Below are 20,735 nucleotides of genomic sequence, written 5' to 3'. Positions count from 1 at the left end.
GGTCGAAAAGCAGTGTGATCCTCTGCGAAGGATCACAATTGCTATATAATTTTGTAGACATTCGCGATAAAACACAAAAAAGATCGTGTTTAAATAAATTTATTGATCGCCACTGCAACGCCGTGCTCTTCATTAGAAAGTGTGACGAATTTAGCGACTTTTTTCACTTCTTCAGGAGCATTTCCCATCGCAACGCTTAAACCCGCATATTTCAGCATTGCTAAATCATTACCTTGATCACCAATACACATGATTTTTTCTGGTGTGATTTTCAAATGTTCAGCGACTTTTTGTACCGCACTCCCTTTGTTGACATGGGTGTTTAACACTTCAATAAAATAAGGGGCGCTACGTAATATGCTGTATTGTTCATAAATATTAGCAGGAAGATATTGAATGGCATTATCCAAAACGGCAGGTGCATCCACAATCATAAACTTACTAAAATACATATCAGTTTGCATTTCATTTAGTGGACGATAATAGAGTGGAGTCCAAGATAAAAAGGCTTCTTGGCACGTGAAATGGCTAATATGACGGTTGGTGGTATAAATCTTATTATCGCTGATAACGTGAAAATGGACACCAATCTCACGAGCGAGATTTTCAAAATAGAGGTAATCTTCAAAATTGAGCAGATCTTGAATAATAACTTCACCATTATCTGCTTGATGGATTTGGCTACCATTATTGCTGATACAGTAACAATCAGAGGTATCAAGACCGAGTGTTTTTAAATAGGGAGAGATGCCATTAAAGGAGCGCCCTGAAGCCAGAACAATCTTAACTCCCGCCTCTTTTGCTCGCTGAACTGCTTGTTTTACTTCTGGCGTAATTTCGTGTTGTTTGTTAAGCAAGGTTCCATCTAAATCAATAGCGATAAGCTTAATACTCATTAGCATCCCCATATTAAATAAAAGCAATCATGATAAAGGAAGGGCGAAGCGGTCTATCATCACATAGCTTGCGTATTATTTATGTGACATTAAAGGCTATCTGTATAATGTCACATAAATAGAAGGGTTAATCAGCACAAGGCGATTGTAAATGTAAAGGTTGTTTGGTTTCTAAAACGATCTCTTGATTTTGTCGAAAGTCGAAAGGTGTGATGCCATACTCTTTACGAAACATATAAGTAAAGTGAGATTGTGAACCAAAGCCGAAATCAAGGGCAATATCGAAGATAGAGCGCTCACTGGTACGCAATAGATGAATAGCACCAGCTAATCTACGCTGACGGATATACTTACCTAAAGAGGTGCCTGTGACTTCTTTAAAGATTTTCTGCATATGCCAAAGAGAATACCCAGAATAAGCCGCCAACTCTTCAAGATGGATAACACGACCTAAATGCTCCTCAATCCATTTACTTAGCGCGCAAACCAATGCGAGATGATTATCTTGTGGCATTACAGTTCCATTCTATCAATGAAGTTAAGGTAAAAATCAAAATTAACTCCCTAATCTTATACAAAAAATAGCAGACAGAGAAATCCATATTAATGGATAGCTATCTCTCATCGTTGGCAAAATGTGTATTTAAATAATATAAGGTCATTTTACATCCCGTTTAGAGCGAAATAATGCAAATTATCTGAAGTCTGTCGAGGAAGCGTTTATCTTTCATTATGAAAGTTATGCTAAATTTACTCATAGAGATAATTGATTGCGAATTTTATAACAACAACTCCCTGTCTTGTTATCGTATTTAAGCGAATGCTTATAATGTGATCAGTCATACTAACAAAATGTATTTAAAGGATTTTAAATTGAACGCAAAGAAAATAATTATTAGCTTAATTATTGCATTAGCCATTACCTTTGGTCTCTATCTTGTGGCATTAGATAATTTTTGCGATCGGGGAGAGGATTTCCAACAAGGCCTTTGCCGCTTCACCACATTATTCCCCTCTAAACACCACTAAAAGATAGCTTTTCTTATTATTTTTTGCCTAGCATAAAATGTATTTGTTATTCAAGTCAGAATAGTGTTTTAATAGTGGCTTGAAATAAACAAAACGTAAATATTAGTTTACACTTTAAGTTGATAAAATAATAAAGAGAAGAGGATGTATGGCGAGAGAGTCGCAACAGACAGAACTTAAGCGCGGTCTGAAAAATCGACATATCCAGCTAATTGCGCTGGGTGGTGCTGTCGGCGCTGGTCTGTTTCTTGGTATAGCGCAAACTATTAATATGACAGGCCCATCAGTAATATTAGGATATGCTATTGGTGGTTTTATTGCGTTTATGATCATGCGCCAATTAGGCGAAATGGTTGCCGAAGAGCCAGTTGCGGGTTCGTTTAGTCACTTTGCTAATAAATATTGGAGCCCATTCGCTGGCTTCTTATCAGGCTGGAACTATTGGGTGATGTTTATTCTTGTCGGTATGGCAGAATTAACCGCAGCAGGCAAATACATTAACTATTGGTTACCTGATATTCCTGTTTGGGTGTCCGTTGCTATCTTCTTTGTAGCAATCAACTTAATCAATTTGATTAACGTTAAAATGTATGGTGAAACAGAGTTCTGGTTTGCCATTATTAAAGTGTTGGCAATTGTTGGCATGATTTTATTTGGGAGCTACTTACTAGCCAGTGGTAATGGTGGCCCTCAAGCTTCGATTAGCAATTTATGGGAGCTCGGTTTTTTCCCTCATGGCTTTACGGGCTTTATGTCTGCATTAGCCATTGTGATGTTCTCTTTTGGTGGACTTGAGCTGGTGGGGATCACCGCGGCTGAAGCTGAAAATCCAAAAGTCAGTATCCCGAAAGCGACTAATCAAGTTGTTTATCGTATTTTAATTTTCTATATTGGTTCGTTGCTAGTGTTACTTTCACTTTATCCTTGGACTCAAGTCGTAAAAGGTGAAAGCCCATTCGTCCTGATTTTTCATAACTTGGATAATTTCTTAATTGCGAATATTTTAAATGCAGTGGTATTAACTGCGGCACTGTCTGTTTATAACAGTGGTGTTTATTCTAATAGTCGTATGCTTTATGGCTTGGCAAAACAAGGTAATGCACCACATGCACTGTCTCGCATTAATAAACGTGGTGTACCCGTTGTGTCGTTACTTTTGTCTGCTATTGCGACATCATTAGGGATTTTAGTTAATTATTTATTACCTGAGCAAGCGTTAGAGCTATTAATGGCGTTAGTTGTTACCACCTTGGTACTTAACTGGATTATGATCTGTTTGGCGAATTTAAAATTCAGAGCTGCAAAAAAGAAAGAGGGTATAGAGCCTTTCTTTAAAGCACTTTGGTATCCTTATGGTAACTATATCTGCCTTGCTTTCTTATGCATGATTTTAGTGATTATCTTATTTATGCCTCAAGTGAATATTTCAGTAATTTTAATGCCATTCTGGATTGCATTCTTATGGGTTGGATTTAAGATTTCCCGTATGAAGAAAACGTCTAATCGTGTTCAAGCAAGTCAAGATATTTAAGTTATTATAGATTGAGCCTCTGTTGAATAATAAAAACGCATCATTAAGATGCGTTTTTTTATGTTCTATTTTTATTATTCGCACTTATTCTGATCGGCAAAATAATGACATTACTGCCAACGTAACCAAGCAAATAAGACGTTACCATTGTTATAAGTCCCTGGCACATAGGTGGCTTGTAGTGAAAGATGCCCGTAACCAACAGAAACTAGCGGTAAAGGAAGTGGCATAGGAATATAGTTGTATTCATGACGCGCTGTAATACTTAGTGTAAATCCTGCCCCCATACGAAAGCCGTCTTTATCACCGGGATACCACATTTTTTCAAAACCATAGCCCATAATAGGCTGTACACGGTTATTTGAATCCATAAATGCCATTGCATAAAGAGAGTGCCAATCACCATCATTGTCATAACGATATTTACCCATACCAAAGCCCCAAGGTGTTTCGTTATAGCGATCTGTTTTTTCTTTATCGTAAGTAAAACGGTTATGCCAAGTCCATACAGGTAAATAGTAATTATATTGGTCGCTATCCCAAGTTTGATTGATATTACGTTTGAATTTTCCCCAGTAGCTCTCTTCATTATTAGACGGAGATGACTTACTGGTGACTTGTTGGTTTTCTGTCGTAATAGTCTGATAGGTATTTGTATTATTTTCAGAAGCGAAAGCGGATGTTGTTAACGCAAGAGAAAACAGCGTTGTAGCTAATACGCTAGGGTGAAAATAGGATGATGACATAAATATAACTCCGAGTACGGCATAAACAGTGTTTCTAGTGATGACAAATAAACATTATTAATAGTGTTATTTAATCGACAAGTATTTAAGATAAGAGGTATCTGAAACTTGACTTCTTAAATAAAATCTTAAGGGATTAGAATCGGTTAAGAAGAAAATAAATAGATTTATTGTACTTATGAACGAAATTTTTTTTGATATTAAAGGCTGTTATTTTTTATAATAATGTATTGTTTTTAATGGAAAATTAAGCTTTTATTAGATTTGAAATAAATAGCTGATAAATGAGTCCTGAAAGATATAATTTAGGTTTAGTTACTTTCAACAGGAAAAATCTATAAAGTATCTATTTTTATCACTTAATTAAAATATTGAGATAAATTTAATATTAATAACATCAGGTTATAAAAATAGATTAATTTCCAGCAGGATAATAGAATAACGATTAAGAAGAGTTAAATAAAAAAAAGAAAAATTCTGTATTGGTTTATAAAACGTTTAGGTTTAAGTGGCACAACGGGGGTGTAATGTGTGTTTTATACAAATAATCCGATGTTGAGGGCGTGTAAATTAAAGCATCATTGTTTACACCCTTTCATGAGGTGAATAGGTTATTTATTATATATAGCCTTTGCTGATTTCTCTTACTGGATCACAAATCTTAAAAACAGGGCGTTAATAAGTTGAGATTCGCTATCAAACTAGCATCTTTATCTTGAGCATGCGATACTCCTTATCGCCTGAATTTACAGGCTTTGGCTCGGGGCGCCTTATTGGCTGAGATGAACCCGTATAACCTGATCTGGATAATGCCAGCGTAGGGAAGTCAAGGTAACTCTGCTGATTAACAGAGCCCGACTTTTCTGTAACTGGTGAAAGGAGGAGTTAATCAGTGAGATTCAATGCATTGTCTATCGCAGGCACTGATCCGAGTGGTGGTGCAGGTATTCAGGCCGATCTGAAAACATTTTCCGCACTGGGTGTCTATGGCACAACAGTAATGACAGCACTTGTTGCTCAAAATACCTGTGGTGTTCGTCGTGTCTATGATTTATCCCCTGATTTTGTTGCCGCTCAATTAGATGCTGTCTTGTCTGATGTTCGAATTGATAGCGCCAAAATTGGTATGCTCTCTAATGCCTCGATTATTGATGTGGTTTGCGACAAACTTCAGCAATATGCGATCCCCTTTGTTGTACTTGATACCGTAATGATTGCAAAAAGTGGTGATCCTCTATTACAGCCTGATGCAATGAATAAAATGATTAATCAGCTTTTGCCTCTGGTTGATTTGATCACACCTAATTTACCTGAAGCAGCAGCACTATTAGGTTGTGAAGTTGCTCAAGATGAAATAACGATGAAGCAACAAGGTTATGCATTGCTAAAACAAGGATGCAAAGCGGTGTTGATGAAAGGCGGTCATTTAACGGAGAATGAAAGCCCTGATTGGTTATTTACTCAAGATGGCGAGTGGCGATTTACCTCCAAACGCGTAAATACGAAAAATACCCACGGCACAGGATGCACTCTTTCGGCTGCTTTAGCCGCTATTCGTCCCCAGGTTTCTAATTGGCAAATTTGTGTTGAACAAGCAAAAATCTATTTACAGCAAGCGTTAGAACATGCAGACAGTTTAGACGTTGGACAAGGTTTCGGTCCCGTACACCATTTTCATCGCTGGTGGTAATGTTGATTACAACAACACTTATCTTAAATAGAGTCGTTATGGCTCTATTTTCATTTTTATGATCGGACGCTTCAGAGAGTTAACACTATTCTCAATATAAACAGCCCGTATATTGAGGAATTAAGGTAAGATATATTTTATTTTCAATGAGGGATGATATGAATACTGCTTTTCAAAAACCACGCTGGTTACGTGATTTACTTCGCTTTATTCCATTGAAAAGTCAGTTTGTGTTATTTGGTAATGTACGTGACTTACAAGCCAGTGAAGTTGCGCCTAATATTATAACGCCATTGCCTTTTAACCAGACGCTTTATAACAGTTTGTATGAAGTAGGTTATATTCATATCATCACTTATACGCCGTTAACGGGGTTTCAATGGATCGCGAATCCTACGCTCTCTTTGCAAGATGGTGCAATGTTAATGCAACAGTTAGGATTAACCGTTACAGGTGATCGCGCGCCAGGTAATATTGATAGCCTAAATAGTGTATTAGAAAAATGGCAAACAATAACTGGTCAGCCGATTGCACTATGTATTGATTTTGCCTCTTGCTTGCTTTCTCATCGTGATAATCTTATGCCTGCTGAACATAACTTATTTACGCGAGCATTAATGACTTCGCATCAAGCTAAAGCGAGACCTGCTGGCGAATATAATCAACCTTTCTTCAATAGTATTTTTTGGATCGTAGAAAAAGAAACTGATTTACCCGATTGGTTTACTGTTAATAATCCTCGAATTCGAGCCATTCCTGTCGCAAAACCCGATAGTCAGATCCGCAGAGTGTTGGCACCCAATTTATTGATGTCGTTAGCAGGGTTTTCATTACTTGTTGAGAATGAAAAAGCGTCGCTTCTTAATGATTTTATCGATGAAACAGAAGGGTTATTACTGCTGGATTTAGTGGCAATAGTGCAATTAGCGCGGATTGAAGAAGTGGAAATAACGCGAATTAGTGATGCAGTAAGGCGTTACAAGGTAGGTATTACAGAAGATCCTTGGCAAAAAATCGATAAACAAAAAATTCGTAATGCACCACAAGTTATACAGCGTCGTGTTAAAGGACAACAACATGCAGTCACGCATTTATTAGATATTATTAAGCGTGCCATGACGGGTGTGGGTAGCAATAAAGGAGGACGACCACGAGGAGTGTTGTTTTTAGCGGGACCAACTGGTGTCGGTAAAACTGAGTTAGCAAAAACGGTTACTCAATTGCTTTTCGGTGATGAAAGTGCCTATATTCGCTTTGATATGTCTGAATTTAGTGCCGAACATGCTGATCAACGTTTAATTGGTGCGCCTCCGGGTTATGTGGGTTATGACTCTGGCGGTGAATTAACCAATGCTATTCGCGAAAAGCCTTTTAGCGTTGTATTATTTGATGAAATAGAGAAAGCGCATCCTCATTTAATGGATAAATTCCTCCAGATTATTGATGATGGGGTATTAACATCAGGACGTGGCGACCGCGTTTATTTTTCTGAAGCCTTAATTATATTTACCTCAAATCTTGGGATCTACCGTGTTGATAATAATGGTGAAAGAGTCGCGAATGTTCTACCTGATGAACCTTTTGAAAATGTCAGCCGTAAAGTAAAAAGTGAAATAGAGCGCCATTTTAAATTGGTTTTAAATCGACCTGAATTATTAAACCGTATTGGTGAAAATATTATTGTATTTGATTTTATTCGGGAAGATGTTGCTGAGCAGATATTTGAACAAATGGTAGCAAATATCTTATCTAGCCTTGATAAACAATTACTCACATTATCGATATCAGAAACGGCTAAATCGACGTTAAAATTCTACTGTTTATCTGATTTATCAAATGGCGGTCGTGGTATTCGTAACCAATTAGAGGTTTATCTTATTAATCCTCTCTCAAGAGCCATTTTTGACAGTGATTTAGCGGTAGGAAAAGCCTATCAAATTGCTGATATTCAAATAGGTGAAACGACCAATATTATTTTAGTGCCGCAGGCAAATTAATGCAGATCAGTTTATCTCGGCTTCATTTCCCAGTGACAACATTAGGACCAGGAAAACGAATTGGCATCTGGTTTCAAGGGTGCTCTTTGCGTTGTAAAGGCTGTTTATCACCAGATACATGGGAAAGAAAAGCCGAAAGTGTCACGGTTGATGTAATTATTCAACAAATTCAACCTTGGTTTGCATTTGCTGATGGTATTACGATTTCTGGCGGTGAACCTTTTGAACAACCAGAGGCGCTTTATGCGTTATTAATAGCGCTACGTCAGCAATTTACGGGGGATATTTTTATTTACAGTGGTTATCACTGGAATGAGATAGCACCTCAAGTGACTAAAATGTCAGGTTTAATTGATGCGTTAATGAGCGGTCGATATCAAGCAGAAACTACACAAAGTTTGATGTTACGAGGCAGTGATAATCAGCAACTTCATTGTTTAACGGCGATGGGACGTGCGCGTTTTAGCGCTTTTGAACGACATGTGACAGAAGAAGATAAAGTGCTTGATCTCTCAATGGATAACCAAGGGCGTATTTATCTTACAGGTATTCCTCAAAAGGGTGATATGGCTCGGTTGCGTGAAGTATTAACACAACAAGATGTTCAATTAAAACAGATAAAAAGATAAGAGAGATGGAATAAAGGATGGCCATGATACGTTTTTGTCCTCACTGCCAAACGGAGCGCCAGTTAACCGAGATTTTTTGTGCAGGACAGGTTAATGAAAAACCGTGTGGATGGGATCTAACAATTGAACCTATTCATGAGTCTGGATGGCGTCCATCTCCGCCAATATCTTCATCTATCGAGAGCGCTACAATAACGCCCGATCTTCATCACGATCAGCCGAGAAAGTGTATTAACGGACACTTGATGGGAGAAGACGATTTTATCTGTTTTGAATGTGGTGCTGATCCGGCTGATGAGATTGAAAATAACGCCGTTAGCGATAATGAAACGTTTAGATTGATTGGTGATTGGCGTCTTGAACAACGTATCAATTCTATTAATAGCGAAAGAGAACGCTATAACGTAAGCAATATCAAAACAGAGCAAGAAGGCGTATTAACACTCTATCTTAAAGGTGAAGAGCCTGATCCTGCTATTTATCAAGTATTAAATCTGATCTCTACTGACCATATTCCAGTATTTTATGAAACGGGTCGATGGGAGAATCGTGTTTGGCATGTCACCGAACGATTAAAAGGTGGCTCACTAAGCCAATTCATTGAACGCGGTGATTTTTGGCAATCGAATGAAATTAACGCATTAGTCTCAGAATTAGGTACGGCTATTGCAGCATTAACTGAACATGGTGTGCGTCATCGTGCTTTAAAGCCCTCGAACTTGATGATCCGTTCTCGAGATCCCCTTGATATTGTGGTGATTGAGTATGGTTCGGCGTGTTTATCTGAATTCGATCTCGATATTGTCTCGCCGCTTGAAATTTCACGTTATAGTGCGCCAGAAATTTTAGCGGGTGGTGTTTCGGCAGCATCAGATTGGTGGAGTTTAGGGATCATTTTACTTGAGCAATTAACGCAAGGAGCTTGTTTTAAACATGTCCATGATAATGCGTTTTTAATTCAAGTAATGACGAATGGTGTTGAGTTAGCGGATGATTTAGATCCAAATATTCAATTACTTTTACGGGGTTTGCTCTGCCGCGATCGCTTTCAACGATGGCAATGGAACGAAGTTAATGCGTGGCTACAAGGTTTAGCGGTACAAGCGCCGAATATTAATCACAACAATGGAAATCAGCAATATTATCAATTTCAATTTGCCGATCAGCTATTTAATCAGCCTGATACATTTGCAATGGTGGCGGCACAAGCACAATATTGGGATCAAGCAACGGCATTGCTTATTCATGGTGAAATCACGACTTGGTTAAGCCAATTTGATAATCGTGGCAAACAAATTACCCAATTGCAGGCATTAATTGAAAAACAAGATATTGAGCCAAGTTTACGTTTTACACTCGCACTGAGAATTTTAAATCCTAATATGCCATTGATTTACCGTGGCGAGATCATTACACCTTCATGGCTTTTAGAGCATCCCTTATTAGGTTATCAATTAATTTGTCAGCCACTTGCGACTGAGCTGCAATCTATTGATGAGACACATTGGCTTGTTCAGCTTTATTATCGTCAATGCGCTGTTCGTGAACGAGCACTGCAACAACGTATTCCACTAAATGAAGAAAGTTTACAGCTTTATTTGTTAATCACGTCTTTAAGTCAATTAGTCGCTCGTTGGGAGATTATTCGTGCAGAATTTCCGGATGCGTATAATGAAAATCTACGGGCTTTAATCGATCGTAAGAATATGCATGAAAATGACTATATTTTGTTATTAAGTGCTGAGATTGGGCAATATATTACGCTAGATTCACTGGTGAATAATGCCGCTAAATTAGCGAGAAACCTGGCGATTAAGACGTTTGATAAACAACAAGCAAAAATATTATTAGCCACACCTCGATATCAACTTATTGAACAACTTAGTGAAAGAATAGGGGATTTTAAGCGTGTTAATAACGATATTATTGATAGATGGGCTGATGATTTTCTCTTAACGCGCAGATTACCTCTTGACCATATTATTGTCATGCTTTGCATTCCCGCTGAGCAATGGCAAATACCTGGATCACAACGATATATTTTAGAAGTATTGCACTTTTTTTCTAAAAAATTAGTTTCTACAAGTCAACGCGGTAACTTAGTTAGAATGCGTTTAACACCAAACGCGGGGCGTGTTGATTTAACCGAATGCTGTTTTGATAATGAAAAAGCGACAAACTTACTTGAGCATTTAATTAACCGCAAGAAAAGGTTGTTTTCATTAGAAGGTGACGTTTTACGTCAACGTGAGAAATTAAATCATCGCTTGTGGCTCTTACAACTTAATACTCAGTCTTACCAACGAGATACAGGTATTAATGGCATGTATTTAGGCTTTCCTTTTTTAGTGCTAAATACACAGCCCAATAAAATAAAGCCACGTATTGCCCCTCTTTTTTTGTGGCCAATATCAATGAATATTTTGGGGGGCGCTCAAGGTGCGGTACAAATTGCATTTGATACAGAGCGTGCATCAGTACGTTTAAATCCTGCTCTTGCGAATTTTGTCGGTATTCCAGCGGTTAATGAATGGCAAAAAGTGCTCGATAGCTTAATGTCACAAACGGGCTTGAGTGTCAGTGAAATGATGAGTACGCTCTCATCCTTATTAACCACCGGGGAACATTCATTAAGGCCGTTACCTTCATTAACTGAGGAAATACCAGAAAACAGTGCTTATATTCATTGTTCTGCGGTGTTATTTCACACCTCTTTTATTGGGCAAATGATAAGTGCTGATTTACAACAAATTGCTAATTTACCAATCAATGGCACTGCGCTTGCAACCATGCTGAAAGTAAATACGCAGGCACAAGCTTTAGAGACACAAGATCCACTTGCAGATAATTATTTGCTCTCTTTGGCTGATCCTTCTCAAAATACCATTATTCAAGCGGCAAGAAAGCAAACGGGGTTATTAATAGAAGGCCCTCCTGGAACAGGTAAAAGCCAAACGATTGTCAACTTAATTGCTGATGCAATAGGGCGACAAAAAACAGCATTGGTACTTTGTCAAAAGCCTGCTGCATTAGATGTGGTATATAAGCGCTTGGTCGCAAATGGTTTACAAGATAGGGTACTGATTATTCATCAAAACCCTAAAGGGCGAGAGATTATTTCAGCGATCAGAGAACAATTGGCATTAGAGCGGAAGCGACAATTGATCGCGGATGTTAAGCAAGATACTTCCTTTGATCGTGATAGAACGCTTAATTTAATTCAATTTTATGAAACAACGTTAGATTCCTACTATAAAGCGTTATACCGAACGGATAAACAATATGATTATTCATACCGAGAAGTGTTGTCTGCACTACTCGAATTAGAATCGCAACAAAAATTAGCAATAAGTTCAGATGCGTTAACCACACTGCTTTCTCAATATAATAAAACAACGTTTGTTCAGCTTATCGATAATTTAACGTTATATGGTTTAGACTGGTATGCAATTAATTATGAAAACACACCATTAAATGGTGTTGTATTGTTTTCACCTGAAAGTACGTTATATCGCCAATTTAATGAAAATATTACGTTGTTTATCGAAGCAGAAAAACAGCGTGATATGGCATATAGTTTGCCTTATCAACAAATCACAATTGATAAATTAACCACTCACGAAACAACACTAGTGCAGTGCAAACAGCAGTTAAAAACTCACAATGAGCAACAATGGGATAATTTATCGCATTGGTTAACGCTGTTTTTAAATGAACAAGGTAAGCAAAATAAAGGAGAACAGATCATTGCTCAATTGGAGCAATTAGAAAAACGTTTACTGCAAATTGATAGTGAAGGTTGCGATCCTTTAATTTTCCGCTTACTCGCGCCATTAGATAATGCAACATTAGCGACGCTATCAAGAGCGGTGGCTGATAAGATCACTCCCTCATTTTTACGCTTCTTAAATCCTTATTATTATAGTAGGAACAGTAAGTTAAAAGATTTTATTGCACAAAGTGGTATAGGCGATAAAGTCGAGCACTATATTACGCTACATAAAACGATCACCACAGAACAACAATGGCGTTTGTTGTATCAAGAATTGCAACCTATTTATCAACAACTAGGGCTAGAACAGCGCCTTGATCTACAAAATACGCCATGGCAGGACACTATTAATAGTGTGATCACGGAGCTTAAAGCTTGTGATGATGATATTGCGATATTAGCGTTATATCCTCAGCCTAAACATTTTGTTGAGTCGATTCAATCAGCCAAAAAACAGGGCTTTGAACAGCAATGTTTAGAAATTGAGAATGCTATTGTTCGTGCTAAAACACAGCAAGTAAGTCTCGCTAAATTAGCAAACTTACAAGAAACCCTCACCGAACAATGTTATCAGCAATTTTATGATGCGATTAACAAAGGTGAATTGCTGACAACTCGATTACAGCAATTAGTCCAAAGTTTGCCTTTTTTAGGCAAGTTCCAGTTATTTCGAGAAAAAACGGCGCATTTTTCCCACGATGATTGGCAAGTTTTATCATTATCGCGCCAGTTAATAGAAGAAAGTGAAAGTTCACTTTCTGATCCAGTAGCGCCTTTAAAAGCAATATTGAGTTATCTGTTTTATGTCGCAGTCAAAACTGAGATTGAATTAAAAAACACGGTATTAAAGACTACGGCTCAACAATTGCAGGAATATATTGAACAATTAACGGAAAATTATCAGCAATTACAAAATATTAATCGCAAGTTGTTAACTGAAAATATCGAGTTATCAAAAATTGAAAATGCGCGTCATTGGGAAACAATAACGCGTTTAACAGGGCCAAGATCATTACGGTTACGCGAATTTATTGATAAAGCGACACAAATGGGATTGTTAAAATTACGTCCTATTTGGCTGATGACACCAGATGTGGCAAGCCAAATACTCCCCTTAAAAGCCGGACTTTTTGACAGCGTTATTTATGATGAAGCCTCACAAATGCCAATTGAATTTGCCTTACCGACATTATATCGCGGTAAACAAGCCATTGTGAGCGGTGATGAGAAACAGATGCCACCTTCATCTTTCTTCAGTGGTAAATTTAATGAAAATGAAGACGACGAAGATAATGATAACGAGGAAGATGAACAACAAGAGAAAAACAGTGAACAATGGGATCCAAGCCAAATTTGCCATTGTCCCGATTTACTTCATCTCGCTCGAACGGTATTGCCGATTCATACTTTAGATATTCATTATCGTTCGGCATTTCGAGAGTTAATTAATTTCTCCAATTATGCCTTTTATGAAAATCGGCTAAATATTCCAGCTCAACATTCAGCGAAAACCATTAGTCGAGTAAAACCGCTACATTTTATGGCGATCAATGGCACCTATGTTAATCAAACCAATGAAAAAGAGGCTTTGGCGATCGTTGAGCATTTAGCAACCTTATGGCAAACGCCTTTTCATAAACGTCCTTCTGTGGGAGTGGTGACGTTTAATCAAAAACAAGCTCAATTAATTAATCAGCATATTCTTGATCGCAATAACTATGATATGGATTTTTTAAAGGCTTACACGGAAGAATGTGCACGCTTGGATAACGATGAAGATATGTCGTTTTTTGTGAAAAACGTTGAAAATGTGCAGGGTGATGAGCGAGATGTTATTTTGTTTTCGACAACTTTTGGTCGCAATATGCAAGGTACCTTTAGGCGTAATTTTGGTGTGTTAGGGCAAACTGGGGGAGAGCGTCGTTTAAACGTCGCTATCACTAGAGCGAAAAAGCAAGTGGTGATCATGTCATCAATGCCGATTGATGAAATCTCTGACTTATTAAGCACCAATAAACATCCTGAAATTCCTCGTGATTATTTACAAGGCTATTTGACTTACGCGAGTCATTGCCATCAGATTAATAAACAAGAGGAAAATAAACGTTTATTAGCTCGTTTCAGTCGTACGCAAGCTAGTGTGGTCACTCAAGATCAGTCAAACGATCAATTTATTATTGATGTAACTCGCTTTATTCAATCTCAGGGATATCATATTGCACCATCACAACAAGCGGGTATTTTCTCTTTTGACTGTTTAATTGAAGATGAGCAGCAAGGTCAATTACTGATGGGCATTGAGTGCGATATGCCACAACATGAGTGGTTATCTCAGGCGTGTGCACGTGAGTTATGGCGAAAAGAGATTTTGCGTAAAGTGGTGCCTTATCATTATCGTGTTTCGTTGACACAATGGTTTTATCATCGTCAAGAAGCGCAACAACAACTTCTTGAAGCTTTACAACATGCCTCTTTACTGAATGAAAAAGTGAGTAAATGATGAGTTCATCAGTACATTATATTTCTGTGAAAGAAACCACGGTTATCCGCTATCAGCGACAATTAGCGCATAGCAAAAAATACGTCAAGCAATGGAAGGCGTTAGTTGAACAACTCACATATCAAGATGAAAGAGTGAGCCAAATCGAATCTACCTTTAATGCCTTAGTTAAAGATAACCAGCAATTGAATGCATTAGATGCACAATCAGTGAGCCGATTAACGGATAAATTAAGCCAGTTTATTGTGCCATTACGACAAGATATGAAAAATTTACGCGAACAAGTGCTTGAAGAAAAAGCGCTTGCGCGTCATATCCAACAAGGTAAACAAAAATCATCGGCACTGTTAAAACAATTAAAATCACAATTAGCATCCAACAGTATTTTAATGACTGAAATTGAACACAGCGACAATATGAGTGCTGAAGAAATTAGCTTATTGCTATTTCGTGTAACGGGTGAAATTGATGCGCAAAAAGGGCAACTAAGTCCCGCTCAAACAGAATTACTGACGCAATTAAAAGCGCAATCTGTATATACCCAACAATTATGGCAAGGTGGCGAGCCTCAATGCTCATTTGCACAACAGTGTCACCAAATTGAGTTGATGATTGAAAAATTACGACTGGTGGGCAATGAAGCAGAAGCGAATGATAATGCAAGCCAGCTTATTGAAATGCAGACGCTTTTTGATAGTAAAAAACAGCGTTTATTAGCTGATTCAATGATCATGAATATCGCTGAAAGTTTGCGTAATAGTGTAAAACGTATTGAATTAATGGAAGAATTAACACGTTTATGTGCAGAGATTGAAAGCTTTGATGATAAACAGATGTTGACGCTTAGTCGAGAAACAGAAGCGGTTGCTTCATTAGCAACCGCCGAGCAACTTGATGTAATGATCACAAAGCTAAAACAGGCCATTGAAACTCATGAACAGCAACTTTCGATGAGACAGCAATGTGAGGCAGTATTGGCTGGTTTAAGTGAATTGGGTTATGTGGTGCATGAAAATGCAGTTAATTCATGGCTTGATAATGGGCAAGTTGTTGTACCTCATGCCACAATTCCTGATTATGGTTTAGAGTTAGGCGGAAGGCAGGCACGTTTCCAAGCGAGAACGGTGGCGTTAACACACCAACGTGATACAACGCGTGATAAAGATGTTGATGCCATTTGGTGCGGTCAGCATCAGCAATTGCAAAAAATTTTGGCGAAGTCGCACGCCGAGTTATTGATTGAGCGAGCATTGCCGGCAGGGCACAACGTAATGAAAGTGATTGAGAATGAAGATACTGCACATCAACATGCCGTAACACAAGCTCAAAAACCAAAAACATTCAGTCGGTAAAAAATAAATGATAAGTAAAAAATAAATAATAAGTAAAAAGCCACTCATTTGAGTGGCTTCCACATTTAAACCTACCAATTAAGCAATAGTGACTGATTTATCTAAATACACATCTTGTACTGCATTAATTAGCGCAACGCCGTCTTTCATTGATTTCTTGAACGCTTTACGCCCTAAGATCAATCCCATACCACCCGCACGTTTATTAATGACAGCGGTACGAACTGCATCCTCAAGGTCATTATTACCTGACGCACCACCAGAGTTAATTAATCCCGCACGACCCATATAGCAGTTTGCTAATTGGTAACGGACTAAATCAATTGGATTTTCAGTGGTGAGTTTGGTGTAAACACGCTCATCAGTATGACCAAAACCAATCGCTTTAAAGCCACCATTATTTTCAGCCATTTTTTGTTTAACGATATCAGCGCCAATCGTCGCGGCTAAATGGTTTGCTTGACCGGTTAAATCAGCACTTGAATGGTAATCTACACCATCTTTCTTAAAGGCTGGATTGCGCAAATAAGCCCACAATACGGTTACCATACCCAATTCATGAGCACGCTCAAAGGCCATTGAAATCTCTTCAATTTGGCGACGGCTTTCTTGTGAACCAAAGTAAATGGTTGCACCCACTGCAACAGCACCCATTTCAAAGGCTTGTTCTACACTGGCATACAAGGTTTGGTCATATTGCGCTGGGTAGCTTAGGGTTTCGTTGTGGTTTAATTTCACAAGAAAAGGGATTTTGTGTGCATAGCGGCGAGAAACAGACGCTAAAACACCATAAGTAGAAGCAACACAGTTACAACCCGCTTCAATGGCTAATTCAACAATATTCTTTGGATCAAAATAGAGTGGGTTTGCGGCAAAAGAGGCGGCAGCAGAGTGCTCAACGCCTTGGTCAACAGGGAGAATAGACAGATACCCCGTTCCTGCTAAACGTCCATGATTAAACAGGGTTTGCATTGAACGTAACACGCTATTAGGGCGATTGTTATCAATCATAACACGATCAACAAAGTCAAAACCTGGCAGGTAGAGATTTTCATTTGGGATAGTTTGGCAACGATGTTCTAATAATGATTTTGCATCAGCGCCTAACAAACTTACTATATCAGTCATTACATACTCCAGTTCATGATGAGATGAGAGTGATTGTCATTTATCTACATTAAGATAACAAGTCACATTGAGGCGGTAACCGGCAGTGGATCGCTTCAGGTAACACAATAAATTCAAATTTATTCCCTAAAAGGGGTTCTCCATCTAAATTAAAGACCATTTCATGAGAAGCACTAATGTTTACCCAATGACTTTCACGCTCGATTATCTTGTCATTTTTTTTACGATCAAACAGGCTATTCAAAAGAGAAGGGAGTAATTCGTGTGCTTCAACAATCGTAATATTGAGTTTATTGTCGTTAATTAAAGCGTCGGGACAGAGTTGTTGTCCTCCTCCTGCTTGACGACCATTACCAATACCGAGAATGAGTGATTCACCTTCCCAGTGAAAATTTTCCGCTTCAATTGTGCAATAATCCGCTTTTAACGAATCGATACTTAAAAGGCCATTAATAAAATAGGCGGCTCCACCTAAGGCTGATTTTAACGCTTTAGGTGTTTCTGTTGTGATTTTGGTTCCAAAGCCACCTGATGCCATATTGATAAAATAGTGCGTCTTATTCACAGAGATAACATCAATAGGGACTGAGCGGCCTTTAACGGCTAAATTAAGGGCATTTTCCATATCGCGAGGAATTTGTGCGCTAGTCGCAAAATCATTTGCTGTGCCTAATGGAATAATGCCCAGTGTTGGTAACGATGAGGGAGAGAGATGAATGAGTTCAGATACAACGCTATTAATCGTTCCATCGCCTCCCGCGGCAATCACCGTTTCGGCTTGCATATCGATAGCTTCTTGTACAAAACGGTGTATATCACTGGATTCCCAAGTCACCCTTACTTGGAGATTAAAACCTTCATCACGTAATTGGTAAACGGCGTTTCTCAATGCACTATTGTTAGCGCTTTTTCCATTAATGATTAGCAAACTAATTTTACTCATTGATGAGTCCTTTTGATTGAATCACTCTTTTAAAGGTAATGGATATCAAGAAAATTACTATTTTTTTTACAAATGATAACGAAAAGGAGGCGTTTTATATAAAAGGGAGGATAAGAAAGGGATAAAAAGAAAAGGCAAATCCAAGGGAGATTGGATTTGCCAAGGAGGTGGTTCCTAGTCTTACTGTATTCATTCTAGTTCTTTATTTTTCGGAACTGATGATACGGTAAACAAATTATTATTGATGTGATCTGTATTTGAAATTGACCACTTTAAATCAGATTATGACGCTTTACTTCACTTCTACCGCATCAATCTTATGCGGTTGACGTGTTGTTGTACCTTGTAGGTTACGGATCAGCAGTGCAAAATCTAAATCAACATCTTCGGGAACAGATAAATACACCATGTGACCATTACCTGGTGCAACATCGGTTGGCTGCTGTTTTTTGTTAAATAGCGTCTCTAGCGTAAATTGAATATTTCCAGTGGGTGTCATTAATTCTAGGCTATCACCTAAAACAAATTTATTTTTCACATCAACTTCAGCTAAACCATTTACACGTTTACCGGTAAATTCACCGACAAATTGTTGAGTGTCAGAGACAGAATAACCATATTCATAAGTTTGGTACGCATCATGGGTATGGCGACGTAAGAAACCCTCTGTATAACCGCGGTGTGCTAACCCTTCTAATGTGGTGAGCAATGTTGGATCAAAGGGTTTACCTGCAACCGCATCATCAATTGCACGGCGATACATTTGTGCAGTACGGGCACAGTAATAGAAGGATTTAGTACGTCCTTCTATTTTTAGTGAATGCACACCCATTTGCGTTAATTGCTCAACGTGTTCAATTGCGCGTAAGTCTTTAGAGTTCATGATATAAGTACCGTGCTCATCTTCGAACGCAGTCATATATTCACCAGGACGTTTTGCTTCTTCGATTAAGTAGACTTTATCTGTTGGTGCGCCAACACCTAGCGTAGGCTCGACGTTTTTAACGGGGATTGGCGTGTATTTTTCAACGATGTTACCTACCTCATCTTCTTTGCCTTCTTCAACTTTATATTCCCAACGGCAAGCGTTAGTACATGTGCCTTGGTTTGGGTCACGCTTATTAATATAGCCAGATAATAGGCAACGACCTGAGTAAGCCATACATAATGCACCGTGAACGAAAACTTCTAATTCCATATCAGGAACTTGTTTACGAATTTCTGCAATTTCATCAATAGAGAGTTCACGAGAAAGGATCACGCGAGTTAATCCCATTTGACGCCAGAATTTTACGGTTGCCCAGTTAACGGCATTGGCTTGTACTGAAAGGTGAATATCCATTTCTGGGAAGGCTTCACGTACCATCATGATCAAACCCGGATCAGACATAATCAGCGCATCAGGTCCCATATCAATGACGGGCTTTAGGTCACGGATAAAGGTTTTTAATTTAGCATTATGCGGTGCGATATTAACCACAACATAGAAGCGCTTACCTAATTCGTGGGCTTCTTGAATACCTTTAGCAAGATTTTCGTGGTTAAACTCATTATTACGCACACGTAAGCTATAACGTGGCTGACCTGCATAAACGGCGTCTGCGCCATAAGCAAATGCATAGCGCATATTTTTTAATGAGCCAGCAGGAGAGAGTAATTCGGGTGTAAACATGGTTAATTTCCTGGTTCTGATTTCAAGTCAGTCCCCCACACATTGGGTAGGGGTATATCATAAAGGGGTGGATTCTAGCGCTTAAGTGTAGCGAGGTTCAATGTATTCCTGAAAAAATATCATCGAAAACGATAAGCTTGGGTTTCCCAACGATAGCCTTGACCATAAATTGAGCGAATAAATTCAATTTGATCGTTCAATTGCTCAAGTTTGCGTCGTAAATTTTTAATATGACTATCAATGGTTCTATCCGTCACAATGCGGTAGTCATCATAAAGATGATCCATCAGTTGATCGCGAGTTAATATTTTTCCAGGTTGAGTGGCTAAAGCTTTTAGTAAACGAAATTCAGCCGTCGTTAAATCGAGGATCTTATTATTGTATTGGATTTGGTAAGCCTGCTCATCAATGACGACGAATTTTTCATTTTGAATAATATCTTGTGGGCGATAAAAACGACGCAATAACGTTTTGACTCTGGCTACCACTTCTCTTGGACTATAAGGTTTGCAAATATAGTCATCAGCGCCAATCTCAAGCCCGAGTAATCGATCAACTTCTTCTGTTTTCGCTGTCACCATAATGATGGGAATATCTGAAAACTGACGCAACTCTTTACAGATCGTAATGCCATCTTTAACGGGCAACATCAGATCTAATAGTATTAAATCGTAGTGTTGCTGTTTTATACAATCGCTCACTTCAGCACCATCTGCTAACCAATGAGTCTGATAACCTGATGCTTGAAGATAATCAATAAGTAATTGGGCAAGTTTGGGTTCATCTTCAACAATCAGGATTGAATAGGGTGATTCAGATACGGTCATTTATTGGCTCAAGGGTTATTAGG

General features: G+C 38.4%; 14 protein-coding genes and 1 riboswitch. Of the genes, 7 read left to right on the top strand and 7 right to left on the bottom strand.

Annotation, left to right across the window (positions count from 1 at the left end; genetic code table 11):
• Positions 1–89: 89 nt before the first annotated feature.
• Both yidA and SB028_RS11530 read right to left on the bottom strand, forming a co-directional pair.
• On the bottom strand, positions 90–896 hold the full coding sequence (gene yidA, locus SB028_RS11535) for a sugar-phosphatase (RefSeq protein WP_069367587.1): 807 nt from the start codon (positions 894–896) through the stop codon (positions 90–92).
• A gap of 127 nt (positions 897–1,023) precedes the next feature.
• Positions 1,024–1,410 carry a helix-turn-helix domain-containing protein gene (locus tag SB028_RS11530; RefSeq protein ID WP_069367586.1) on the bottom strand — a complete coding sequence of 129 codons (387 nt, stop codon included), beginning with the start codon at positions 1,408–1,410 and terminating at the stop codon, positions 1,024–1,026.
• A 338-nt stretch (positions 1,411–1,748) separates the two neighbouring features.
• Between SB028_RS11530 and mgrB the strand changes: the two genes are divergently transcribed.
• On the top strand, positions 1,749–1,925 hold the full coding sequence (gene mgrB, locus SB028_RS11525; protein ID WP_164996175.1) for a PhoP/PhoQ regulator MgrB: 177 nt from the start codon (positions 1,749–1,751) through the stop codon (positions 1,923–1,925).
• Between the two features lie 148 nt (positions 1,926–2,073).
• Positions 2,074–3,456 carry an amino acid permease gene (locus SB028_RS11520; protein ID WP_069367585.1) on the top strand — a complete coding sequence of 461 codons (1,383 nt, stop codon included), beginning with the start codon at positions 2,074–2,076 and terminating at the stop codon, positions 3,454–3,456.
• Positions 3,457–3,566: 110 nt separating this feature from the next.
• On the opposite strand, the gene pagP is transcribed toward SB028_RS11520, so the two are convergent.
• Positions 3,567–4,202, bottom strand: a complete 636-nt coding sequence (gene pagP, locus SB028_RS11515) for a lipid IV(A) palmitoyltransferase PagP (protein ID WP_069367584.1) — start codon at positions 4,200–4,202, stop codon at positions 3,567–3,569.
• A gap of 751 nt (positions 4,203–4,953) precedes the next feature.
• A riboswitch (TPP riboswitch) is annotated at positions 4,954–5,043 on the top strand.
• 51 nt (positions 5,044–5,094) lie between these two features.
• Here pagP and thiD point away from each other — a divergent pair.
• From thiD to SB028_RS11490, 5 genes are all read left to right on the top strand, one after another.
• The gene (gene thiD, locus SB028_RS11510; protein WP_069367583.1) at positions 5,095–5,892 is read left to right on the top strand and encodes a bifunctional hydroxymethylpyrimidine kinase/phosphomethylpyrimidine kinase; all 798 of its coding nucleotides are present in this window, start codon (positions 5,095–5,097) and stop codon (positions 5,890–5,892) included.
• A gap of 158 nt (positions 5,893–6,050) precedes the next feature.
• On the top strand, positions 6,051–7,889 hold the full coding sequence (locus tag SB028_RS11505; protein ID WP_069367582.1) for an AAA family ATPase: 1,839 nt from the start codon (positions 6,051–6,053) through the stop codon (positions 7,887–7,889).
• Positions 7,889–8,518 (top strand): 4Fe-4S single cluster domain-containing protein, encoded by a 630-nt coding sequence (locus tag SB028_RS11500; RefSeq protein WP_069367581.1) that lies wholly within the window; start codon positions 7,889–7,891, stop codon positions 8,516–8,518. Before SB028_RS11505 ends, SB028_RS11500 begins: the two co-directional genes overlap by 1 nt.
• 17 nt (positions 8,519–8,535) lie before the next feature.
• Positions 8,536–14,790: a protein kinase domain-containing protein gene (locus tag SB028_RS11495; protein WP_318859387.1), complete on the top strand. Its 6,255-nt coding sequence runs from the start codon at positions 8,536–8,538 to the stop codon at positions 14,788–14,790.
• Entirely contained in the window at positions 14,787–16,142 is a 1,356-nt protein-coding gene (locus SB028_RS11490) for a hypothetical protein (RefSeq protein ID WP_077885084.1), read from the top strand. Before SB028_RS11495 ends, SB028_RS11490 begins: the two co-directional genes overlap by 4 nt.
• Before the next feature lie 78 nt (positions 16,143–16,220).
• On the opposite strand, the gene fbaB is transcribed toward SB028_RS11490, so the two are convergent.
• The 4 genes from fbaB to baeR all read right to left on the bottom strand — a co-directional run bounded on the left by fbaB (position 16,221) and on the right by baeR (position 20,712).
• Positions 16,221–17,270: a class I fructose-bisphosphate aldolase gene (gene fbaB, locus SB028_RS11485; RefSeq protein ID WP_069367580.1), complete on the bottom strand. Its 1,050-nt coding sequence runs from the start codon at positions 17,268–17,270 to the stop codon at positions 16,221–16,223.
• A 49-nt stretch (positions 17,271–17,319) separates the two neighbouring features.
• A complete protein-coding gene (gene yegS, locus SB028_RS11480) occupies positions 17,320–18,213 on the bottom strand; it encodes a lipid kinase YegS (protein ID WP_069367579.1) in 894 nt (297 codons plus the stop codon).
• Between the two features lie 292 nt (positions 18,214–18,505).
• Entirely contained in the window at positions 18,506–19,885 is a 1,380-nt protein-coding gene (gene yegQ, locus SB028_RS11475; protein WP_069367578.1) for a tRNA 5-hydroxyuridine modification protein YegQ, read from the bottom strand.
• 119 nt (positions 19,886–20,004) lie between these two features.
• Positions 20,005–20,712, bottom strand: coding sequence for a two-component system response regulator BaeR (gene baeR, locus SB028_RS11470; RefSeq protein WP_069367577.1), 708 nt, complete (start codon positions 20,710–20,712; stop codon positions 20,005–20,007).
• Between the last annotated feature and the right edge of the window lie 23 nt (positions 20,713–20,735).

Source organism: Proteus vulgaris (assembly GCF_033708015.1).
In the GTDB taxonomy this organism is placed as follows: Bacteria; Pseudomonadota; Gammaproteobacteria; order Enterobacterales; family Enterobacteriaceae; genus Proteus.
Note: the sequence above shows the minus strand (reverse complement) of the source record. Positions and strands in the feature narration are given on the sequence as shown.

Coding starts and splice junctions, on each gene's coding strand:
- yidA (WP_069367587.1), bottom strand. CDS start 896: ATGAGTATTAAGCTTATCGCTATTGATTTAGATGGAACCTTGCTTAAC.
- SB028_RS11530 (WP_069367586.1), bottom strand. CDS start 1,410: ATGCCACAAGATAATCATCTCGCATTGGTTTGCGCGCTAAGTAAATGG.
- mgrB (WP_164996175.1), top strand. CDS start 1,749: ATGTATTTAAAGGATTTTAAATTGAACGCAAAGAAAATAATTATTAGC.
- SB028_RS11520 (WP_069367585.1), top strand. CDS start 2,074: ATGGCGAGAGAGTCGCAACAGACAGAACTTAAGCGCGGTCTGAAAAAT.
- pagP (WP_069367584.1), bottom strand. CDS start 4,202: ATGTCATCATCCTATTTTCACCCTAGCGTATTAGCTACAACGCTGTTT.
- SB028_RS11505 (WP_069367582.1), top strand. CDS start 6,051: ATGAATACTGCTTTTCAAAAACCACGCTGGTTACGTGATTTACTTCGC.
- SB028_RS11500 (WP_069367581.1), top strand. CDS start 7,889: ATGCAGATCAGTTTATCTCGGCTTCATTTCCCAGTGACAACATTAGGA.
- SB028_RS11495 (WP_318859387.1), top strand. CDS start 8,536: ATGGCCATGATACGTTTTTGTCCTCACTGCCAAACGGAGCGCCAGTTA.
- SB028_RS11490 (WP_077885084.1), top strand. CDS start 14,787: ATGATGAGTTCATCAGTACATTATATTTCTGTGAAAGAAACCACGGTT.
- fbaB (WP_069367580.1), bottom strand. CDS start 17,270: ATGACTGATATAGTAAGTTTGTTAGGCGCTGATGCAAAATCATTATTA.
- yegS (WP_069367579.1), bottom strand. CDS start 18,213: ATGAGTAAAATTAGTTTGCTAATCATTAATGGAAAAAGCGCTAACAAT.
- yegQ (WP_069367578.1), bottom strand. CDS start 19,885: ATGTTTACACCCGAATTACTCTCTCCTGCTGGCTCATTAAAAAATATG.
- baeR (WP_069367577.1), bottom strand. CDS start 20,712: ATGACCGTATCTGAATCACCCTATTCAATCCTGATTGTTGAAGATGAA.